Annotated in this window: 16 protein-coding genes and 2 tRNA genes; 14 read left to right on the top strand and 4 right to left on the bottom strand. The window is 37.6% G+C overall.

Translation table 11 applies throughout. The annotated features are described in order from the left end of the window. Positions 1-158: 158 nt before the first annotated feature. Positions 159-1,229, top strand: a complete 1,071-nt coding sequence (locus B5X51_RS04690) for an NAD(P)/FAD-dependent oxidoreductase (RefSeq protein WP_079719737.1) — start codon at positions 159-161, stop codon at positions 1,227-1,229. A 74-nt stretch (positions 1,230-1,303) separates the two neighbouring features. Here the strand turns inward: B5X51_RS04690 and B5X51_RS04685 are convergent, their stop codons facing one another. Next, positions 1,304-1,690, bottom strand: a complete 387-nt coding sequence (locus B5X51_RS04685; protein ID WP_079719736.1) for a DUF983 domain-containing protein — start codon at positions 1,688-1,690, stop codon at positions 1,304-1,306. 107 nt (positions 1,691-1,797) lie between these two features. Here B5X51_RS04685 and B5X51_RS04680 point away from each other — a divergent pair, with 107 nt between their 5' ends. The 6 genes from B5X51_RS04680 to B5X51_RS04655 all read left to right on the top strand — a co-directional run bounded on the left by B5X51_RS04680 (position 1,798) and on the right by B5X51_RS04655 (position 9,907). After that, positions 1,798-3,717, top strand: a complete 1,920-nt coding sequence (locus tag B5X51_RS04680) for an ABC-F family ATP-binding cassette domain-containing protein (protein ID WP_079719735.1) — start codon at positions 1,798-1,800, stop codon at positions 3,715-3,717. Between the two features lie 59 nt (positions 3,718-3,776). Next, entirely contained in the window at positions 3,777-4,922 is a 1,146-nt protein-coding gene (locus tag B5X51_RS04675; RefSeq protein WP_079719734.1) for an efflux RND transporter periplasmic adaptor subunit, read from the top strand. After that, positions 4,919-8,125, top strand: coding sequence for an efflux RND transporter permease subunit (locus tag B5X51_RS04670; RefSeq protein ID WP_079719733.1), 3,207 nt, complete (start codon positions 4,919-4,921; stop codon positions 8,123-8,125). Before B5X51_RS04675 ends, B5X51_RS04670 begins: the two co-directional genes overlap by 4 nt. Next, a complete protein-coding gene (locus B5X51_RS04665) occupies positions 8,109-9,443 on the top strand; it encodes a TolC family protein (RefSeq protein ID WP_079719732.1) in 1,335 nt (444 codons plus the stop codon). Before B5X51_RS04670 ends, B5X51_RS04665 begins: the two co-directional genes overlap by 17 nt. A gap of 3 nt (positions 9,444-9,446) precedes the next feature. Beyond that, positions 9,447-9,629, top strand: a complete 183-nt coding sequence (locus B5X51_RS04660; RefSeq protein WP_079719731.1) for a CPXCG motif-containing cysteine-rich protein — start codon at positions 9,447-9,449, stop codon at positions 9,627-9,629. Between the two features lie 205 nt (positions 9,630-9,834). Continuing rightward, positions 9,835-9,907 (top strand) — tRNA-Met (locus tag B5X51_RS04655). Between the two features lie 377 nt (positions 9,908-10,284). Here B5X51_RS04655 and B5X51_RS04650 read toward each other — a convergent pair. Next, positions 10,285-10,357 (bottom strand) — tRNA-Phe (locus tag B5X51_RS04650). Positions 10,358-10,465: 108 nt separating this feature from the next. On the opposite strand from B5X51_RS04650, the gene B5X51_RS04645 reads away from it, so the two are divergent. The 7 genes from B5X51_RS04645 (at position 10,466) to B5X51_RS04615 (ending at position 18,111) form a co-directional block, all read left to right on the top strand. Then, the gene (locus B5X51_RS04645; protein WP_079719730.1) at positions 10,466-11,197 is read left to right on the top strand and encodes a type III pantothenate kinase; all 732 of its coding nucleotides are present in this window, start codon (positions 10,466-10,468) and stop codon (positions 11,195-11,197) included. Continuing rightward, positions 11,194-12,447, top strand: coding sequence for a BamG family beta-barrel-assembly machinery protein (locus B5X51_RS04640; protein WP_079719729.1), 1,254 nt, complete (start codon positions 11,194-11,196; stop codon positions 12,445-12,447). The genes B5X51_RS04645 and B5X51_RS04640 overlap by 4 nt, the downstream gene beginning before the upstream one ends. A gap of 21 nt (positions 12,448-12,468) precedes the next feature. Then, positions 12,469-13,842 carry a hypothetical protein gene (locus B5X51_RS04635; RefSeq protein WP_079719728.1) on the top strand — a complete coding sequence of 458 codons (1,374 nt, stop codon included), beginning with the start codon at positions 12,469-12,471 and terminating at the stop codon, positions 13,840-13,842. A gap of 1 nt (position 13,843) precedes the next feature. Continuing rightward, positions 13,844-14,416, top strand: a complete 573-nt coding sequence (gene lptC / locus B5X51_RS04630) for an LPS export ABC transporter periplasmic protein LptC (protein ID WP_079719727.1) — start codon at positions 13,844-13,846, stop codon at positions 14,414-14,416. Continuing rightward, complete coding sequence (locus B5X51_RS04625; protein WP_079719726.1) at positions 14,409-14,606, top strand: hypothetical protein; 198 nt, start codon at positions 14,409-14,411, stop codon at positions 14,604-14,606. The genes lptC and B5X51_RS04625 overlap by 8 nt, the downstream gene beginning before the upstream one ends. After that, positions 14,606-15,895, top strand: coding sequence for a hemolysin family protein (locus B5X51_RS04620; RefSeq protein WP_079719725.1), 1,290 nt, complete (start codon positions 14,606-14,608; stop codon positions 15,893-15,895). The genes B5X51_RS04625 and B5X51_RS04620 overlap by 1 nt, the downstream gene beginning before the upstream one ends. Before the next feature lie 95 nt (positions 15,896-15,990). Beyond that, positions 15,991-18,111 (top strand): peptidylprolyl isomerase, encoded by a 2,121-nt coding sequence (locus B5X51_RS04615; RefSeq protein WP_079719724.1) that lies wholly within the window; start codon positions 15,991-15,993, stop codon positions 18,109-18,111. A gap of 592 nt (positions 18,112-18,703) precedes the next feature. Here the strand turns inward: B5X51_RS04615 and B5X51_RS04605 are convergent. Together B5X51_RS04605 and B5X51_RS04600 are read right to left on the bottom strand one after the other, a co-directional pair. Next, positions 18,704-19,624 carry a GYDIA family GHMP kinase gene (locus B5X51_RS04605; RefSeq protein WP_079719722.1) on the bottom strand — a complete coding sequence of 307 codons (921 nt, stop codon included), beginning with the start codon at positions 19,622-19,624 and terminating at the stop codon, positions 18,704-18,706. Then, positions 19,621-20,991: a hydroxymethylglutaryl-CoA reductase, degradative gene (locus B5X51_RS04600; RefSeq protein ID WP_079719721.1), complete on the bottom strand. Its 1,371-nt coding sequence runs from the start codon at positions 20,989-20,991 to the stop codon at positions 19,621-19,623. Before B5X51_RS04600 ends, B5X51_RS04605 begins: the two co-directional genes overlap by 4 nt. Between the last annotated feature and the right edge of the window lie 57 nt (positions 20,992-21,048).

Genomic DNA, 21,048 nt, shown 5'->3' with positions numbered 1-21,048 from the left:
GTTTACTCGATAATCGAGATTGAATGCTCCGAGGCTTGCCTCGAAATCAAATTATATTTTTCAATAATAATGCTTCGTGAGCTTGCTCCGAAGTAGTTTACTTCTCTTCTAAGTTATAGGCCAGGGTTTAATTGCCTTTAATTTTTTATTTTTGACTTATGTTAGATTATATAGTAGTTGGATTAGGTTTAAGTGGTATTGCCATAAGCCGAGGCTTAGAAAAAAGGAATAAGCAATTTGTAGTTTTTGAGGACAACTCTCAAAAGTCTTCTCTCGTTGCCGGCGGGTTGTTTAATCCGGTAATTCTTAAGCGGTTTACACTGGCCTGGAATGCAAATGATCATATGAAGACTGCGATTCCTTTTTATAAGGAAATGGAGACTAAATTGCAGGCTAAGATCGTTTATCCATTAGATATTTATAGGAAATTCTTTTCTGCTGAAGAACAGAATAATTGGTTTGAAGCAGCAGATAAACCTCTGCTGTCGGAATATTTGGATACCGATCTGGTTAAGGAGATTAATCCTTGTATTCCTTCTGAATTTTCATTTGGTAGGGTTCGGCAAACCGGAATTATTGATACTGATGTTTTAATAAGCGAATACCGAACTTATTTAAAGAAAGAGGGCAAAATAAAATTTGAAAGATTTGAATACAATGATCTTAAAATTAATTTAGATTCAGTAGAATATAAAGGTATTTCAGCCAGGCAAATTATCTTTTGCGAAGGTTTTGGAATGCAACATAATCCTTTCTTTAATTATCTTCCGCTACGCGGAAATAAAGGAGAATACCTCACAATTTATTCAGAAGAATTGCAACTTCAGGAAGCCGTGAAGTCCTCGGTTTTTATTATTCCTCTGGGAAATAGTCTATATAAAGTGGGGGCAACTTACAATAATCAGGATAAAGACCCACAACCCAGCCTGGAAGCCAGGGAAGAACTGGAAAAAAAACTATCAAAACTCATCAATTGTAAATTTGAGGTAGTAGACCAGTCGGCAGGAATAAGGCCTGCCAGTAAAGATAGAAAACCAATGTTGGGGAGGCATCCAAAACATAAGAACCTTTATTGCTGTAATGGTTTTGGAAGTAGAGGTGTGCTTATTTCCCCAATGGTTTCAGAACAATTAATTGAGTTTGCTGAAAATGAGGTTCAGCTTCCCCCCGAAATAGATATACAAAGGTTCAGTAAACTACCTCGGAACAAGCACACGGGGCCTTCATAGAAATAATATTTTCAATTTCGAGACGAGACTCGGAGCATTAAATCTCAATTATCGAGTAAAAAGCATTTTCCTGTCTAATTCTTACCGGCATTTGGTTTATAGTGAAGAAACAGATTGATCCAGATATTCCGGGATAATCTTATAATTAATGGCATAAAAACCACCAGGGTTCCTATGATGGCCCAAAACGAAGTCATTAAGCCACCGCCAAGAAAGTAATAAGCAATTACAAAGGCGGCAACGGCAAAAGCGATCCCAACAGCATAGCTCACATACATAGCTCCAAAAAAGAAAGAGGGTTCTATTTTATATTTAGTGCCGCAATTAGAACAATGCTCGTGCATATCAAAAACGCGGTTCAATTTATAGGGGTTACTCTCCTTATACATGCTTTCTTCGTGGCATACTGGGCAGGTTCCAGTGAAAATACTGTAAAGTTTACTTCCTTCTAAAAATTTCATAATTGGTTTTCAGGGAGTTATATATTTATGTGAGTGTGTATATTGAGCGTGAACATATTTTTTTCACATTGTAAATTTAGGCATATTTGCAAAAATAAAATATACAAATGCTTAATATTCATAACCTCTCTGTTTCTTTTGGCGGAGAATATCTTTTTGAGGAATTAACCTTTAGACTTGGTGCGGGAGATCGCGTGGGACTAATTGGAAAGAATGGTGCCGGAAAATCTACAATGCTTAAAATACTTGCCAGAGAACAGGAGTATGACGAAGGGCAGATTGCGAGAGATAAAGAACTGAATATAGGTTTTTTAAAACAGGATATTGATTTTGAACAGGGCCGAACTGTTTTGGAAGAAGCGCAACAGGCCTTTGAGGAAATAAAGAAACTTGAAAAGCAAATAGATGATATTAACCATCAATTGGCTACAAGAACCGATTATGAAAGCGAATCTTACAGCCAGCTTATTCAGGACTTAAGTGAGGTTACGCATACCTACGAAATAATTGGCGGTTATAACTATGAAGGCGATACAGAAAAGGTATTATTAGGGCTTGGTTTTCAGCGAGAGCAATTTGATAAACTTACCGAAACTTTTTCGGGGGGGTGGAGAATGCGTATAGAACTTGCAAAGCTTTTACTTCAGAATAATGATATTCTTCTACTGGATGAGCCTACCAACCACCTGGATATTGAAAGTATTATCTGGCTGGAGAACTTCCTTAATAATTATTCGGGCTGCGTGGTTATTGTTTCTCACGATAAGATGTTTCTTGACAATGTAACTAACCGAACCATAGAAATTTCGCTCGGGCAAATTTACGATTTCAATAAGCCTTATTCAAAGTACCTTGTGCTTAGAGAGGAGTTAAGAGAGCAACAACTGGCCGCACAGAAGAACCAGCAAAAGGAAATTGAAACTACTGAGAAGCTTATCGAAAAATTCCGTGCAAAAGCTTCAAAAGCTTCTATGGCGCAATCGCTTATCAAAAAACTGGATAAGATAAATCGTATAGAGGTAGATGAAGATGATAATGCGGTGATGAATGTTAGTTTTCCGCTTTCTATACAACCGGGAAAAGTAGTTATAGAAGCTGAAGATATAGAGAAAGCTTATGGTAATAACCAGGTATTAAAGGGAATTGATCTTTTAATAGAAAGAGGTAGTAAAATTGCCTTTGTAGGGCAAAACGGACAGGGTAAAACCACGCTTGCAAAGATTATAATTGATGAAATTTCTTACCAAGGGCACTTGAAACTGGGCCATAACGTGCAATTGGGTTATTTTGCCCAAAACCAGGCAGATTATCTGGAAGGCGAAAAAACGGTTCATGAGATTATGATTGATGCTGCTAACGAAAAGAACCGAAGCAAGGTTCGCGATATGCTGGGATCTTTCCTTTTTAGAGGTGATGAAGTAGATAAGAAGGTAAAAGTGCTTTCGGGTGGAGAAAGAAATAGATTGGCGCTCTGTAAACTAATGTTACAGCCTTTTAATGTGCTTATTATGGATGAGCCTACCAATCACCTTGATATTAAATCTAAAAACGTTTTAAAAGAAGCGTTAAACAGGTTTGAAGGTACTTTAATTATAGTTTCTCACGATAGGGATTTTCTTCAGGGCCTTACCAATAAGGTTTACGAATTTAAAGACTCAAAAATTAAGGAATACCTGGGAGATATTAATTACTTCTTAGATCAGCGTAAGTTGGAAGATATGCGTAGTGTAGAGAAAAAGGAAAAAGCGGCTAAAGTACAAAAAGACGCTGCCGGTTCTACCAACAAAAAAGCCTACAAAGACCAGAAGAAGCTGAAATCTTTAAAAAATAAACTTAGTAATACCGAATCTAAGATTACTAAGCTGGAGAAAGATCTTGAAGCAAGGGATATGGAATTAGCTACAAGTTATGATGAAGTTGTAGCGAAGCCAGGATATTTAGATAAGTATAAAACTAAAAAGAAAGAGCTGAATTCTTTAATGCAGGAATGGGAAGATATTCAGGAGCGGCTGGATGGTTTACAGTAGCTCTTTATAAAATTTAAGTTCTAAATTAAACCAAATAACAAGAAAGAGGTCTTATAAACATGGATAAACGCAAAATCATTCTTTCTGTTATTGGAGTGTTACTTATTGTTTTAGCAATTTTTGGGGCAAAAGCAATTATTGATAGTAATGTAAAGGAAGTGCCGGAAAGCACCAAAGTTGTAAAAAATGTATTTGTAGAGACAGTAGAAAACCGGAAGGTGCCTATTGTTGTTCCTGCAAATGGGAATGTGACCGCTCTTAAAAAACTGGAACTTTTCTCTGAAGTACAGGGAATTTTTCAAAGAAGCAGTAAAGATTTTAGGCCGGGACAACCTTATCGTCGTGGGCAGGTGCTTTTAGGTATAAATTCAGAAGAATACGCAGCTAGTGTGCGTTCCGCTCAAAGTGAATTATTCAATAATATTACTTCCATCATGCCAGATCTTCGATTAGATTATCCAGAATCTTTTCAGAAATGGCAGAATTACCTCAATAATTTCGATGTAAATAATACCACAAAAGCATTACCTGAGCCAGATTCAGATAAAGAGAAATATTTTATTACCGGTCGCGGAATCCAGTCGGCTTATTACGAGATCAAAAATCTGGAAGAACGTCTTCGGAAGTTTACTATCATAGCTCCATTTGATGGAGTTTTAACTGAAGCTACGGTAAATCCAGGCACTTTAGTAAGACCGGGACAAAAACTTGGGGAATTTATAGACCCATCGGTTTACGAACTGGAAGTGGCCGTGGCTAAAAAGTTTTCAGATCTATTAAAAATAGGTGAAGACGTTGCGCTACAGGATCTTGATGGGAGTCAAGCCTACACGGGTACGGTAAGCCGAATTAACGCAAGAGTAGATCGCGCTTCACAAACCATTCAGGTTTTTATTAGAATTGAAGATCCTGAAATTAGAGAAGGAATGTACCTGGAAGCGCAATTAGATGCCCGGGATGAAGCCAATGCGATAGAAATTGCCAGAGAACTGCTAATAGACCGCTCTAAAGTTTATGTAGTGAAAGATAGCAGCCTGGTTTTAGAAGAAATTAACCCTGTTTATTTTTCAAGTAATAAAGTGGTGATAAGGGGGCTAAAAAACGGTGAGAAGTTGGTTTCTGCTCCTGTACCCGGTGCCTATCCGGGAATGAAGGTGCAGATTCAGGAAGAAAAGGAGGACACCGCTAAAGCCGAGAAACTTTGAGAAAATTAATCAGTTATTTTATAAAATATGAGGTAGCCGTAAATATACTAATCCTCGCATTTGTAATTTTCGGTTTTGTAGGAATTGCCAGTTTAAACTCTTCTTTCTTTCCACTGGAGGACTCCAGGATTATCAATATAAATGTAAATTATCCCGGCTCAGCTCCCGAAGAAATTGAAGAAGGTATTATTCTAAAAATAGAAGACAACCTTAAGGGGCTGGTAGGTATAGATCGGGTAACATCTACCGCACGCGAAAGTGGGGGTTCTATTACTGTAGAAATTGAACAGGACGAGAATATAGATGTGATGCTTACCGAGGTGAAAAACGCGGTAGATCGTGTGCCCACATTTCCCGGTGGTATGGAGCCACTTGTAGTTTCAAAACAAGAGAGGGTAAGGCAATCTATAAGTTTTGCTATTAGTGGTGAAGGTGTCCCGTTGGTAACGTTAAAACGCATTAGCGAACAGGTTGAAAATGATTTACGACAGTTAGATGGTGTGTCACAAATTGAAATTTCAGGATTTCCTGAAGAAGAAATTGAAATAGCCGTTAGTCAAGACGACCTTCTAGCTTATGATTTAACTTTTGAAGAAGTAGCCAGAACTGTTGGTGCAGCAAATATTTTAAGTACCGGTGGTACTATTAAAACAGAAGCCGAGGATTACCTGATAAGGGCAAATAGTAGAAGTTACTACGCAGATGCTTTAAACGACCTTGTGATAAGATCTTCAGCTACAGGGCAAATTACCCGCCTAAGCGATGTCGCTGAAGTTCGGGATCAATTTGGGGAGACCTCCAATTCCTCTTATTTCAATGGAAATATCGCAGTAAATGTTGCCATAAGTAATACAAATAATGAAGATCTTTTATCGGCGGCAAAGAAGGTAAAGGCGTATATAAAAGATTACAATGCAAAAAGCAGCAACATTAGGTTAGATGTTGTTTCAGATTCTTCTATTACTTTAAGTCAGCGAACACAATTGTTGCTTGAGAATGGCGCGGTTGGAATTTTTCTTGTTTTACTATTCTTATCAATATTTTTAAATATAAGACTGGCATTTTGGGTGGCTTTTGGACTTCCAATTGCCTTTCTGGGGATGTTTATTTTTGCCGGGCAATTCGGCGTAACCATTAATGTGCTCTCTTTATTCGGGATGATCATTGTAATTGGTATCCTGGTAGATGATGGTATTGTAATTGGTGAAAATATCTATCAGCATTACGAAATGGGAAAATCTCCCGTTCAGGCTGCCTTAGATGGTACTATGGAAGTAATTCCGCCTATTATCTCGGCCATTTTAACTACGGTTTTAGCATTTTCAACCTTCCTGTTTTTAGATAGTAGAATAGGGGAGTTTTTTGGAGAAGTATCCACAGTAGTTATTCTAACACTGATAGTTTCCCTGGTAGAAGCGCTTATAATTTTGCCGGCGCATATTGCCCATTCTAAAGCTTTGCAGGCAAGAAATCCAGAAGAGGATAAAAAGAAAAAAGGACTTGCAAAACTCTTCATTAAAATGCGGGTTGTAAACCGTGCCGGAGATAGGGTTATGAGCTTTTTGAGAGATAAATCATATAGCCCGGTGTTAAAATTCGTTCTTAGGCAACAAATGTTAGCTTTAGGGATTTTGGTAGCTGTTTTAATTCTCACTATTGGAGCTATAGGCGGAAACTGGATTAGAGTTACTTTGTTTCCCAGTATTGCCAGTGATCGTGTAAGTATAAACCTTTTAATGGCTGAAGGAGTAAACCCGGAAAGAACAGATTCTATAATTTCTATGGTAGAAGATGCAGCCTGGCGGGTAAACGAAGATTTTAGTAAACGCCAAAGTGGAAATAAAAATGTTGTAGAAAATATTATAAAACGGGTTGGTCCCGGAAACAACAAAGCTTCATTACAGGTGAATTTACTTCCCGGAGAAGAAAGGGATTTTGGTTCTCCTGAGATTACCAATGCTATTAGGGATGAAGTAGGCCCTGTGTATGGCGTGGAGAATCTTACTTTTGGCTCTGGAGGTAATTTTGGTGGATCGCCAGTTTCGGTTTCATTATTAGGAAATAACCTTCAGGAATTGGAGGCTGCGAAGGAAGAATTAAAAGAAAATTTCGAAAACAATCCGCTTTTAAAGGATGTGACAGATAATGATCCGCAGGGGATAAAAGAAATTAATATTCAACTTAAGGAGAGTGCCTATGCTTTAGGTTTGGATCTTAATGAAGTAATGCGTCAGGTTCGAAACGGATTTTTTGGAACCCCGGTACAGCGTTTTCAGCGTGGTCAGGATGAAATTAGGGTTTGGGTACGTTATGATCTTAAGAACCGTTCTTCTATTAACGATTTAGATGATATGCGTTTAACTACTCCAGGTGGAGATCGTGTGCCATTTGAAGAAATTGCGAATTATGAGATTGTTCGCGGTACCGAATCTATAAGTCATTTAAACGGACTTCGGGAAATTAGGGTGAGTGCAGATATGGAGGATCCTAACGGAAGTTCTACTGAAATACTTGCCGATATTAGAAGTAAAGTAATGCCAGAATTACTATCAAAATATCCCAGTTTGTCTGTTTCTTATGAAGGGCAAAACAGGGAGGCAAATAAATTAACCAGTTCTGCAGAAGGAGTTTTGCCGGTTGTTTTATTCCTTATTTATGCAGTAATAGCCTTTACCTTCAGAAGTTACAGTCAGCCATTATTATTAATGATTATGATTCCTTTTAGTATTATTGGAGTAGCCTGGGGGCACTGGATTCACGACTTTCCGGTTAATGTACTTTCAGCTTTGGGAATTATTGCCCTGGTGGGAATTATGGTAAACGATGGGCTGGTGCTTATTAGTAAATTCAACGGAAATCTGCGGGATGGGATGAAGTTTGAAAATGCACTTTATGAAGCCGGCCGCGCCAGGTTTAGAGCTATATTTCTTACTTCGCTTACCACTATAGCAGGGATGGCTCCATTGCTTTTGGAAAAAAGCAGGCAGGCACAATTTTTAAAGCCCATGGCAATCTCTATTTCTTACGGAATCGCTATTGCTACGGTCTTAACATTGCTTCTGTTGCCACTGTTGCTATCTATCAGCAATAATATTAAGGTAGGTGGAAAATGGCTTGCCAGTGGAAATAAGGTTTCTAATGAAGAAGTAGAAAGAGCTATAAAGGAACAAAAAGAAGAGAAAGCACATGGAGAGATCGGGTAAGCTAATATTTGTGATCGCTATTTTTTTTATCAGCAATATCTTTGCTCAGGAGGAAGTAGTTATTACTAAAGAAATGGCAATCGCACTTGTTCTAGAGCGTAACTACGGAATTGAAATAGCTGAAAATGAAGTTAAAATAGCTGAGAATAATCAGGGGATTCTTAATTCTGGTTACTTGCCTTCGGTTACGGGAAGGGCAGGAGCAGGCTACGATTTAAACGATAGATTAACCGAGCCTGAAGATGGTGAGGCGCTAGATCAGAAAGGTATAGAAAGTAATTCTTATAATGCTTCAGTAAATTTAAATTATACTCTTTTTGATGGCTTAGGCAGGTTCTACAATTATAAAAGCTTAAAAGAGCAATACGATCTCTCTAAACTTCAGGCCAGAGAAACTATAGAGAATACAATGCTGCAACTATTGACGGTTTATTATGAAATTGCCAGGCTTACCGAAAATGTAGCAATATTAGAAAATGTTTTAGAAACTTCAAAAGACCGTGTAATAAGGGCGCAATATCAGTTTGATTATGGCCAAAGCAATAACCTGGTAGTACTTAATGCCCGCGTAGATGTTAATAACGATAGCGTTAATCTACTTCAAACACGCCAACAGCTTGATAATACAAAGCGGGATTTAAACGTGTTGCTGGATCGCCAAATTACCGGTAAAGATTTCACGGTAGATACTACGGTAAATTTTATTCCAAAACTTCAGTTGGAATCCTTTATTATGGAAGCTGAAACCAATAATGTTTCTTTACTTCAGCTTGATAAGAACCTGGAAATTACAACTTATGATATAAAAATAAGCAAATCTGGATATTTGCCAACTATAGATCTTAGCGGGTCTTATGGCTGGAATTACAATCGAAGTGCGGCAACCGCATTTTTCCCGGGAAGTAGGCAAACTACTGATGGGATTTCTGGAGGAGTCAGTTTGAACTGGAATCTTTTTGATGGTGGAACCACCAGCGTCCAGACTCAGAATGCTAAAATAAACCACGAAAACCAGGAGTTACAAAAAAAGCAGGTTGCACTTGGAATTAGAAGAGACATTGCTAATGCACTTGGTAATTATGAAAATAGGCTATATATTTATAAAGTTCAGGAGGAAAATGTAGCTACTAATAAGGATAATTTTGAGCGTTCCCGAGAGCAATTTAATTTAGGAAGAATTACTTCTATTGAATTTAGGCAGGCTCAGGTTAATCTATTAGACGCTAACACCAGTCTTAATCTCGCGAAATACGATGCTAAGATTGCAGAATTGGAATTGTTGCAACTCACCGGGCAATTGTTGAATGTTGATTTATAGTTTATGTTTGAGCATTTTTTTCAATGCCCATATTGCTGGGAGGAAATTTCGGTTTTGCTGGATCCGTCAGTAAGCCAGCAGACGTACATTGAGGATTGCGAGAATTGTTGTAATCCGATAGAATTTAGAGTCTCATTCAGTGAAAATGAGCTTCAGACTTTTGAAGCGAATAACATCGAGCAATAATTATTTCTTTAATTTACTCGATAATCGAGATTTAATGCTCCGAGGCTTGTCTCGAAAAAAATCTTTCCATTTAATGCTTTGTTGGCTTGCCACGAGGTAATTTACTGATATTCAGTAATGCAATATCATTATTGTTTTTTCTTTAAATTTTTATTGAAAAAGCTTTGTTGAAACTCAAAAAGAGTCTTATATTTGCAGTCGATATCGCGGGATAGAGCAGTAGGTAGCTCGTCGGGCTCATAACCCGAAGGTCACTGGTTCGAGTCCAGTTCCCGCTACTAGGAAAGACAAGGCTTCACAGAAATGTGAAGCCTTTTTTTATTTCCTTTAGTACAGAATAAGTACAGAATAATTCGGGATCAAGCATGATTGTTGGGGACTAAGCAAAAATTGTAGTTAATCTGAACAGGAAGAATTCTATATTTTAGTGCGTCACCCCGTGTTGGATTAGATCAAAATGGATAAACAATAATTCTTGCTATAAGATTTTGATCAAATCTATAAATTAGTCTTATGTTTTTTGTTTAGAAGACAAAAATCAAACTATTATTTCAATTCACACACACAACTTTTGAAAATGATCCGTAATCTCTCATTTATGTGTAGCCCAAAATTAAAAAAGCCCGAAAACACAAAGTGTATCGGGCTTTTAAGGTGGTGCCTCCAGGAATCGAACCAGGGACACAAGGATTTTCAGTCCTTTGCTCTACCAACTGAGCTAAGGCACCAGTTGCTTATTGTTGTAAGCGGGTGCAAATATATATTCATTTTTATAATCTCACAAACGAAATTTTAAAAAAATGCTTTTGTAATTTAGCCAACACAACCAAATTGCTATGAATTTAATTGTAGATGTAGGAAACTCTTCTGTAAAAGCTGCTGTTTTTCAGGAGTCTAGGGTTTTGAGATTCTATTCTTTTTTAGTTGAAAATTTTTTTGAAAAATTTCAGGAAATCAAAAAAGATTATCCTCAAATCGCTTTTTCCATGCTTTCATCAGTGGTAAAAGATACTTCAGAGCTTGAGAAAATTCTTGAAAAGGAAACTAAGCTTTATATTTTGAACCAAAACACTAAACTTCCGTTTAAAAACAATTATGCTTCGCCTCAAACTTTAGGGAAAGATAGATTGGCGCTAGTTGCTGCCGGTTCGTTGAACTTTCAAAATGAAAATGTATTGATAATAGATGCGGGTACTTGTATAACCTTCGATTTTAAAAATTCTGCGAATGAATACCTGGGAGGTGCCATTTCTCCCGGTTTGCAAATGCGTTTAAAAGGACTTCAGTATTTTACCTCCAAACTTCCGCTTGTAACTTTGGGTGAAAATGCCCCTTTAATAGGCGATTCTACTCAAAATAGTATTTTATCTGGGGTGTTAAACGGTGTAAGTGCAGAGTTGGATGGAATTATTGATCGCTACAAGACTGATTATAAATATTTAACAGTTATTTTAACAGGAGGGGATACGCAAATTTTGTCAAAGCGGGTAAAAAATAGCATATTTGCCAACCCGAATTTTCTTTTAGAGGGTTTAAACTACATTTTAGAATTTAACAAGACTCAATGATTAAACGATTTATAGTAATCGTAGCTGTTTTTTTTACAGTGGTTGCTTCAGCTCAGGAGAATGTATCATCGCCCTATTCTTATTATGGGATTGGCCTTAACACTTTTAAAGGGACCGTAGAGAACCGATCTATGGGAGGCTTAAGTGTGTTTTCTGATAGTATTCACCTAAACCTTAGAAATCCCGCTGGATATGGGAGATTAACCAGAACAACCTATGCGGTTGGTGGTTCTCATGAAAGGTTAAACTTAAGTTCGGATACAGCCGAAGATAACGCGAAGGTTACTTCTTTAGATTACCTTGCCATTGGGGTGCCCGTGGGTGGGAATCTTGGGTTTGGTATTGGTGTGTTGCCATATACTTCGGTTGGATATCAAATTTTAGATATTAGAGAATCTGTTGCCAGTAGGCTGGAAGGTCGTGGCGGAATGAATAAAGTTTTTCTTTCTGCGGGTTATCAGGTGATTCCTGCTTTAAGCCTTGGGGTAGACGTAAATTATAACTTTGGAAATCTTCAAAATCAAAGAACATTAGTTCGTGAAGATGTGCAATTGGGCTCTCGTGATATAAGTAGAACAGATTTATTAGGTTTTAATTATAATTTTGGAGCCGATTTTCAGCAAAAGTTTAAAAACGGACTTAAATTACATGCGGCGGCTTCTTACTCGCCAACCACAACTATAGATGCTGAAAATTCCAGGCAATTGGCGACAATAGCTTTTTCGGGTAACGGCGGTGAGACAGTGGTGGAAGAGCGAGATGTAGATGTTTCAGACTCTGAATTGACACTTCCGGCGAAATATACAATTGGTCTTGGTCTTGGAAGACCTAAAAAGTGGTTTTTTGGTGGGGAATATGTGAGTACAGATGATAATTCGTTCTTAAGTGTAAATGGTGCAGGGGGCGCGAATGCAAATTTTGCAAATGCTGCGCAATATAAATTTGGTGGGTATTTTATTCCACAACATGATTCTTTTACTAATTACTTTAGCCGCATTGTTTATAGAGCAGGATTCAGGTATGAAGAGACAGGTTTAAGTATCAACAGTCAGGATATTAATGAGTTTGGCATCACTTTTGGAGTTGGACTACCTGTAGGGCCGGGATTTTCTAATATAAACCTTGGATTTGAGTATGGACAGCGCGGTACCACAGATTCAGGTTTAATTCAGGAAGATTACTTTAGGCTTTCAGTAGGGCTTTCCCTTACCGAAGCCAGAAGATGGTTCGAAAGAAGAAAATTTAATTAACCACGATAATAAAACAAAAAGATGAAAGCGAAATTTATAGCATTAATTACAGGGGCTGTTTTAGGTTCAAGTGTTTTAAGCGCACAATCTAATGATTGTGCGACAATGGCTGCTTTGGCTTATGATGATGCTAAGGCTAAAAATTATGATGCCGCTTATGAGCCTTTAATGAAGGTTAGGGAAGAATGCCCAAAATATAGCCTGGCTACTTTCCAGTATGGAGAGCGTGCTCTTAATTATAAAATTGAGAATGCTGAAGGTGCAGAAAAAGAGCAATTTATAAAAGAGCTTATCGGCTTGTGGGAAGAGCGTTTGGAGTTATTTCCAAATAAAACTTCAAAAGGAAAAGTGTATTCAGATATCGCTCAAATAAAATTTGATAATAAAATTGGTTCTACCGAAGAGCTTTATAATGCTTTTGATAGAGTTTACACAGAAGATCGTGAGAACTTTACCAGCCCAAAAGGGCTTTATGCTTACTTCCAGTTAATGGTAGATATGCAGGATGCCGGGGAGAGAGAACTTCAGGACGTTTTTGATAACTACGATAAAGTAATGGCGAAAATTGAAGAAGAGGAAAATCAAGCAGCTGTGAAGTTAGCGCCGCTAATTGAAAAGCAAGATGCAGGTGAAGAGCTTACGTCTAAGGAGGAGAAGCAAATTAAATATGCCGAGATTAATTTGAAAAATTACAATATGGTGAAAGGTGCTTTGAACGCTAAACTTGGTGCCAGAGCAGATTGTGATAATTTAATTCCACTTTATAAGAAAGATTTCGAAGAGAAAAAATCTGATGTAAATTGGTTGCAGAATGCAAACGCAAGATTGTCTGCTAAAGATTGTACCGAAGATCCATTATTCTTCCAGGTTTCTGAAGCATTACACCAACTAGAGCCTTCTGCAAATTCTGCTTACTCTTTAGGACAGTTGGCTGAAGCAGATGGCGATAGAGGAAAAGCTTTGGAGTATTATAATGAGGCTGCAGAGTTAGAAAAAGATCCAAGCGATCAGGCTAGAATTTACTATAGAATCGCTTCTAATTACAAGGAAAGAGGAAGTTTTTCTCAAGCGAGAAATTTTTATAGAAAGGCAATTAATGCCAAACCATCTTTTGGTAGGGCTTATTTGCAAATAGCAAATATGATTGCTCAAAGTGCAAACAGTTGTGGAGAAACTACTTTTGATAAAAGAGCTGTGTATTGGTTAGCAGCAGATTATGCTGCCAGAGCTGCAAGAGTAGATCCATCTATTGCATCTAATGCAAATCAAACTGCAACTGCTTATAGAGGTAGAGCACCACAAAAAGCTGATGTTTTTCAGCAAGGTAGAAGCGCCGGTGAAGCTATAAAGATTGGATGTTGGATAGGGGAAACTGTGCGTATCCCACAAATGTAATATGAGCTTAACATATAAGGAAATAATAACAGGCATTGTCACGCTAATAGGCGTGACAATGCTTTTTTCGTGTCAGGGTAATTTAAATGAAATAAGGGCGCTGGACATAGAAGGTGACGCGCCGCAAGCTATCGCCGAGGGAATAAACTTAAAGTATACCGATTCTGGCAGAATGGTGGCTAATTTAAAAAGCCCCAAAATGATGGATTTTACCAATAAAGAATTTCCGTATCACGAATTTCCCGATGGATTGGAATTGGAGATTTATGACGAAAATAATGAGAAAAGTACGGTTACCTCAGATTATGGAATTATCTACGAAGGCACTAATCTTGTAGACTTACAGGGGAATGTGGTGATTTTTACCGCAGATAGTATGCGGCTTGAAGCTTCTCAGTTATTTTGGGATCAAAACATAAACTGGATTTTTACCGACAAACCAAATACCATTAAATTTCCAAATGGTGCGCTTAACGAGGGGGAAGGTTTTGATGCTAATCAAAATTTCGGTAATTTTCGATCGCGAACCAATGTTGGGGTTCAAATAATTAAAGACGATAAACCTGATGAGTAAATATTTTAAATATTTTGAATACGCTTACTTATTTATAGCTGCTTTTTTCCTTTTTGAAAGTTTTAGAATATGGAATACAGAGCGCAGTAGAGCCTATTTGTTTATCTTTTTTGTGGTTATATCTATCCTTATGTTTTTCTTTAAAAGACGATTTAGACGTAAGATTGAAGAGCGTAACAAGCAGGAATAATGGAGGTTGAAATTCTTATAATTATACTTTCTTTAATTCTGTCTGCTTTCTTTTCCGGGATGGAGATTGCTTATATTTCTTCCAACAAGATCTATATTGAGATTGAAAAACGTCAAAATGATTTCCTGGCAACCATTCTAAAGAGATTAACTAAAAAACCATCAAAGTTTATAGCTACAATGTTAGTGGGTAATAATATTGCCCTTGTGGTGTATGGTTTTTTTATGGGAGATTTGCTGATGAACTGGCTTCTGGGACTTCAGCCTTTAAATAGTGCATTTCTAGAATATTTAGTGGTAGATCTAAGTTTATTTACACAAACTGTAATTTCTACCCTTGTTATTTTGCTTACCGCTGAGTTCCTGCCAAAGGTGTTCTTTCAAATTTATGCAAATTCAATGCTTAAATTTTTTGCGATCCCGGCCTATATATTTTATCTGCTTTTTAGTTTCGTTTCTTCTTTTGTAATATGGGTTTCCGATGTTATTTTAAAAAGATTCTTTAAAACCGAAGGGGACGAAGTGCAACTCGCTTTTAGCAAAGTTGAATTGGGGAATTTCATTAACGAGCAGATGGAAACCGTGGAAGACGATGAGGAGGTTGATTCTGAAATTCAGATTTTTCAAAACGCATTGCAGTTTTCAGATATAAAAGCCAGGGAGGTTATGGTGCCAAGAACCGAGATTATTGCGGTAGATCAGCACCAGGCACCCAAAGACCTTGTGAATACTTTTACCGAAACAGGCCTTTCCAAACTCTTAATTTATAATGAAACTATAGATGATGTAATAGGTTATGTGCATTCATTCGAGTTATTTAAAAAACCTGAATCTATAAAATCTATACTCCTGCCGGTAGTTTTTGTGCCAGAAACCATGTGGGTAAAAGATGTGCTGAATAATCTTACCAAAAAGCGTAAAAGTATTGCTGTAGTTATTGATGAGTATGGGGGTACTAGCGGGATGATTACGGTAGAGGATATTGTGGAAGAGCTTTTTGGTGAAATAGAAGACGAACACGATGCCGTGGTGCTTACCGAAGAAGAGTTGGGAGAAGCACACTATAAGTTTTCAGCAAGATTAGAGGTGGATTATTTAAATGAAAATTATAAATTGAATGTTCCGGAAGGGGAAAATTATGAAACTCTTGGTGGCTATATTGTGAACCATACCGAAGAAATTCCGCAGCAAAATGAAGAATTGCAGATAGATAATTTTTCATTTAAAATACTGGAAGTTTCCAATACCAAAATAGAATTAGTAGAATTAAAAATAAAGTCTGTAGATTAAATAGCGATTAGTTATTATTTTGCTAATTATAAGTTTTATAATTAGGTTAAAAACATTATTTTCGCCCACTATATTTCGATAAATAACAACTACAAATGGCAGTATTAAATAAAATCAGACAGCGTTCTGTTTTCTTGATCATTATCATTGCATTGGCACTTTTTTCTTTTGTGCTTGCCGATGTAATACGTAACGGAGGCTTTTCTTCGCAAAAAGACCAAAATACCATCGCAACCATAAATGGTGAAGAAGTGGGCAGGGAAGATTTTGCCCGGCAGGTAGAAGGTTATCAGCGTCAAATGGGTGCTAATGCAAGCACCAGTCAGGCTGTAAACCAGGTTTGGGAACAAACTCTTCGTGAAACGATTCTTAAAGAAGAGTTGGAGAAGCTTGGTATTAGAGCTGGAAAAGCTCAAATTAGAGAGGTGATGCGTACCCAAATGGGGAACAATCCTGCTTTTAGAAATGAAGCCGGTATGTTTGATGAAAACCGGGTGCGTGAATATATTGCCAGCCTGAGATCTACACAGCCTGAGGCTTACCAACAATGGCTTCAGATGGAAGAAAATATGGGGGATATTGCTCGCCAAAATATGTACTTCTCTATGGTAACCGCCGGTATTGGTGCGACAATTGTTGAAGCCGAGCAGGCTTACCGTTTTCAGAATAATAGTGTAGACCTTCGTTTTATTCAGTTACCATATTCTTCGGTTTCAGATGATGAAGTAGAGGTGACTAAGGATGAAATAAGAGACTACATTAAAAAAAATCCTGCGCAATTTGAAACTGAAGCTTCAAGAAATATCAGGTATGTTTATTTTGAAGAAACAGCTTCAGATGAAGATGTAAAAGAAGCTGAAGAGGCTTTAAGTTTATTGCAGGAAAACCGTGTGGAATATAATGCGGTAACAAGTAGCAATGATACTTTACCTGGCTTTAATACTACAAATGATTATGAAGATTTTGTAGAAGCAAATTCAGATCTTCCTTACGATGATAGATTTAAATTCAAAAACGAATTGCCTTCAGAATTTGCTGAAGAGCTTTTTAATTTAAACGAAGGAGAAACTTTTGGACCATACAAACATGAGGGCTATTTCAAACTTTCTAAATTAGTAGAAACCAAAGAAATTCCAGATTCAACTAAAGCAAGTCATATTCTTGTGGCCTACCAGGGACAGCAATTTGCGCCAGATGTAACCAGAAGCAAAGAAGAAGCTGAAGCATTGGCCGATAGCCTTGCGAATGTTATTAAAGGAAATAAAGGGAAATTCGCTGAATTAGCAGCTGAATTCTCATCAGACCGTTCTAACAACCAGGATGGCGGAGACCTTGGTTATTTTGGGCCAGGCGATATGGTGTCAGAATTTGATAGCTACGTATTAGGGAATAGTCCCGGAGATGTTGGAGTTGTAGAAACCGATTTTGGTTACCACGTAATTCATATTCAAGAACAAACCGATAGAGAAAAAGCAGTAAAAATTGCTACTATCGCAAGAGAATTAGAAGCTTCAGAACGTTCCAGAAATAACCTTTTTAACGAAACTACTAAATTTGAGATCGCTTCAGGAGAGGAAGATTTCGCCGAAGTAGCTAAAGAAGGTGACTACAATGTAAGAACTGTTAATAATGTAAAAGCTTTAGATGAGAATATCCCCGGAGTTGGACAACAAAGAAGAATTGTTCAGTGGGCATTTGAAGATGAAGCGAATGTTGGCGATATTAAGCGTTTCGACATTCCAACAGGATATGTGGTTGCGCAATTAACAGCTAAGAATAAAGAAGGTTTGATGACTGCAGAAAATGCTTCCTCTAAAGTGCTTCCAATTCTTACCAAAGAAAAGAAAGCTGAAATTCTTAAAGAAAGAATTAGTAGTGAAAACCTTCAGGAGATCGCTTCCAATAATAATACCATGGTGCAAACTGCAAATGCGGTTAACCTTGGTAGTCCAACATTACCGGGAGCAGGTAGAGAGCCAGAAGTTGTAGGGTCTGTGTTTGCTTTAGAGCCAGGTAGTGTAAGTAGTCCTATAGTAGGGAACAACGGAGTTTACGTTGTGGAACTTGAAAGTAAAAATGAGGCGCCTGCAATGAATTCGTATAGCGGAATCGCTCAACAAGAAACTGCACAAAGAAGACAGAATGCTTCACAAAGACTTTTTCAAGCCCTTCGTGAAAAAGCAGAAATTGAAGATAATCGTGCAAGATTCTACTAGTAGAACAAGCGTTTAAAAATAGAAAAGCCCCGGTGATTTTTGCCGGGGCTTTTTTATTTTTAAAACTCAAAACTAATTAGATTCCCGAAGAAAATTCGGGATAAAGTCTGAAAGAAGATCAGTTGCGGAAGAAATTAGGGCAGGAAAGAAGGAAACCCCTCCGGCCTATCAGCCACCTCCCCTTTAAAATAAGGGGAGGAGCATTGTTTAGAAGATTATATTTAAGTTCCCCTGAGACCCGTGATAAAAAAATATCTAGCGTAGAAAATTGACGTTCGGCGAGCTTAGCGAGTTGTAAAATCCGTGTGTGAGTGTGGCAAATCAGCAGCGTAAATAATTTTTGAAGCCCTGGAAAAAATTTAGCTGCTTATTTGCAATTTTTTGGCCCTGTAGCCAAAAAAACACCTCCACATAGGACGCCTTTTTTTGTTTCGTTTTTTGGGCGAGCAAAAAATGAAAGAAGAAACTTCTATATCAAGAAAATTTTCGATTTAAATAATATTAATAACATTTTAAAATATGTTATTGGTAATTTATTTCAGAGCCTGCTCCTGAATTTATTCGGAGGCCTAGGATCTTTATGCATTACTGATTAAAGAATAATATCCTCAAAAGCGAAAATCGTTTTAAAACCTTTGTTGTTAAAATACTCAAAAACCGCTGCTTGGTCTCCGGTAACCATTACAAAGTCACCGCCCCAGCCGCCAAGGCTTTTAACAGCTCCAGGGAAATCAGGAAAGCGTACTTGTTTTACTTTTGGTGTTTTGAGTGCTTTTGCCAATAAAGTTTCGTGAATATTGATTAGAAGCTCAAATTCAGTGAGCGTGTTGCAATCCACAAACTGTTCGGTTAGCGAAGAGATTTTTTCGGTTAATCCGGCTTTATTAGCTTCAGGTAAAGCTCTGTAATGCGATATAGCATCACGACTGTTTTTTTTCTCGTTTAGGTAAACAAAAAAGATGTTTTCAGAAAAATCAGGGTTAAAACTGGTTCTTAGAACCGAAGGGCCATTTTCGGTAAGTTGGTACGTGATCGCCTGGTTGTTTTGTGCTGCTGCTATATCGTAGCCACTGCCTCCAAAGGTGTTTTTAAGCAATTTAAAGGCGTCAATTTTAAACCAGCTGGCAATGTTATTAATTAAAGTTGAAGAGGTTCCCAGGCCCCAGTTTCTGTTGAAATTTAAACGAGTATTAATTTGAACTCCGCTTTTTTCGGTCGAAAATAATTGGGGATTTAACTTGTGAGCTTCGTTTAGTATCTCTATTAGTCGTTTTGAAACTTCTTGCTCTCCTTTAATCAGCTGAAATGCATCATTTTTGTACTCAAATTCTACCTGAAACCATAAAATTCCATTTTCATCAAAACTATTCCATTCTAGATTTTCGCTATCCGAAACTTGTATTTCCAGGGATTGTCCAAATTTTGTGGGAAGAGCCAGGGCTTTTGCGCCATCTAAAACAGCATATTCTCCGGTAATTAAAAGTTTGCCATTGCTGTAAAACTCTTTCCTCATGAATTTCTTAATTTTTTTAGTTCTTCAACAGCGCTACTGTGGGTTACGGTGTGAGTGGTAAAATGTTGGGTAAGGCTTTTCTTTTCAGCTTCGGTAGCATTATGCTGATTTAAAATATTCATTAAATGCATTTTCATGTGCCCTTGTTGAATTCCCGTTGTGGTTAACGAATTAATTGCGGCAAAATTTTGCGCCAGTCCAGCAACGGCCACAACCTTCATCAATTCTTTAGCGCTGGGTTTTTGTAAAATATCTAAAGCAAGTTTAACCAAGGGGTGTAAACTTGTTAATCCGCCAACGGTACCTAAAGCCAAAGGAATTTCTATCCAGAATTTGAAAATTCCGTTTTCAAGGCTGGCGTGGGTTAGGCTGGAGTATTTGCCATTTCGTGCGGCATAAGCATGAATTCCGGATTCTACTGCCCTAAAGTCGTTTCCGGTTGCTAAAACAACTGCGTCAATGCCGTTCATAATTCCCTTATTGTGGGTCACGGCACGATAAGGTTCTACTTCAGCGATATTTACCGCCTGTATAAATTTCTTTGCAAAATCTTCGCCGTTTATGTCTTTATTTTCATTGAGTTCTTCTACCGGGCAGGAAACTTCCGCTCTCACTAAACATTCCGGGACATAATTAGAAAGAATACTCATAATGATTTCTATGTCCTTTTCTTCGGAAGAAAAATCGGCATAGTTCTGGGCTTCATCCTGAAACACTTCTGCGAATTTTTCAAGGCAGGAATTTATAAAATTCGCACCCATAGAATCTTTGGTCTCAAACTCGCAGTGCAGCTGGTAATAATTTGCTATTTCAGCCGTTTTATCTTTAAGTTTTATAGCTAAAACCCCGCCGCCGCGTTTTTCCATATTGCGGGTAATAGGTTTTACAGCTTCTATAAGTTTAGGTTTTACAGTTTCAAAAAAGGATTCCAGTTTTTGTTTATTTCCGAAGAAATTAAAATGTACCTGACCAATCTTTTTGGTGTCAATCACTTCAGCTTTAAATCCGCCTCGACTTCCCCAGAATTTAGCCGCTTTGCTTGCTGCCGCAATCACCGAGCTTTCTTCAATAGCCATAGGGATAGCAAGTAAATCTCCGTTTATCAGGAAATTTGGTGCCAGTCCAAAAGGCAGATAGAAATTTGATAAGGTATTTTCGGTAAATTCATCGTGCAACTGTTGTAATCTGGAGTCTTCGTTCCAGTATTGTCTAAGCACAGCCACATCTTCTGGACTGTCTTTAAGGTAGGTTTCAGCAAGCCAGTCTATTTTTTGCTTTTTGGTTAGCCTGGAAAAGCCGGTAATAGGTTTTGTCATTTTTGAAGCTAATTTAGAGTGCACAAAGATACAATTGTTATTTAAGTACATTAGTCTTTCAAATTTTGGAAAATTCAAACATTTTATCTTTAACAAATCCTTAGTATT

Source organism: Salegentibacter holothuriorum (assembly GCF_900168045.1).
Lineage (GTDB): Bacteria > Bacteroidota > Bacteroidia > Flavobacteriales > Flavobacteriaceae > Salegentibacter > Salegentibacter holothuriorum.
This window is presented reverse-complemented; position numbering and strand designations above follow the sequence as displayed.

Coding starts and splice junctions, on each gene's coding strand:
- B5X51_RS04680 (WP_079719735.1), top strand. CDS start 1,798: ATGCTTAATATTCATAACCTCTCTGTTTCTTTTGGCGGAGAATATCTT.
- B5X51_RS04605 (WP_079719722.1), bottom strand. CDS start 19,624: ATGAGGAAAGAGTTTTACAGCAATGGCAAACTTTTAATTACCGGAGAA.
- B5X51_RS04615 (WP_079719724.1), top strand. CDS start 15,991: ATGGCAGTATTAAATAAAATCAGACAGCGTTCTGTTTTCTTGATCATT.
- B5X51_RS04690 (WP_079719737.1), top strand. CDS start 159: ATGTTAGATTATATAGTAGTTGGATTAGGTTTAAGTGGTATTGCCATA.
- B5X51_RS04685 (WP_079719736.1), bottom strand. CDS start 1,690: ATGAAATTTTTAGAAGGAAGTAAACTTTACAGTATTTTCACTGGAACC.
- lptC (WP_079719727.1), top strand. CDS start 13,844: ATGAGCTTAACATATAAGGAAATAATAACAGGCATTGTCACGCTAATA.
- B5X51_RS04620 (WP_079719725.1), top strand. CDS start 14,606: ATGGAGGTTGAAATTCTTATAATTATACTTTCTTTAATTCTGTCTGCT.
- B5X51_RS04675 (WP_079719734.1), top strand. CDS start 3,777: ATGGATAAACGCAAAATCATTCTTTCTGTTATTGGAGTGTTACTTATT.
- B5X51_RS04600 (WP_079719721.1), bottom strand. CDS start 20,991: ATGTACTTAAATAACAATTGTATCTTTGTGCACTCTAAATTAGCTTCA.
- B5X51_RS04660 (WP_079719731.1), top strand. CDS start 9,447: ATGTTTGAGCATTTTTTTCAATGCCCATATTGCTGGGAGGAAATTTCG.
- B5X51_RS04645 (WP_079719730.1), top strand. CDS start 10,466: ATGAATTTAATTGTAGATGTAGGAAACTCTTCTGTAAAAGCTGCTGTT.
- B5X51_RS04640 (WP_079719729.1), top strand. CDS start 11,194: ATGATTAAACGATTTATAGTAATCGTAGCTGTTTTTTTTACAGTGGTT.
- B5X51_RS04665 (WP_079719732.1), top strand. CDS start 8,109: ATGGAGAGATCGGGTAAGCTAATATTTGTGATCGCTATTTTTTTTATC.
- B5X51_RS04625 (WP_079719726.1), top strand. CDS start 14,409: ATGAGTAAATATTTTAAATATTTTGAATACGCTTACTTATTTATAGCT.
- B5X51_RS04635 (WP_079719728.1), top strand. CDS start 12,469: ATGAAAGCGAAATTTATAGCATTAATTACAGGGGCTGTTTTAGGTTCA.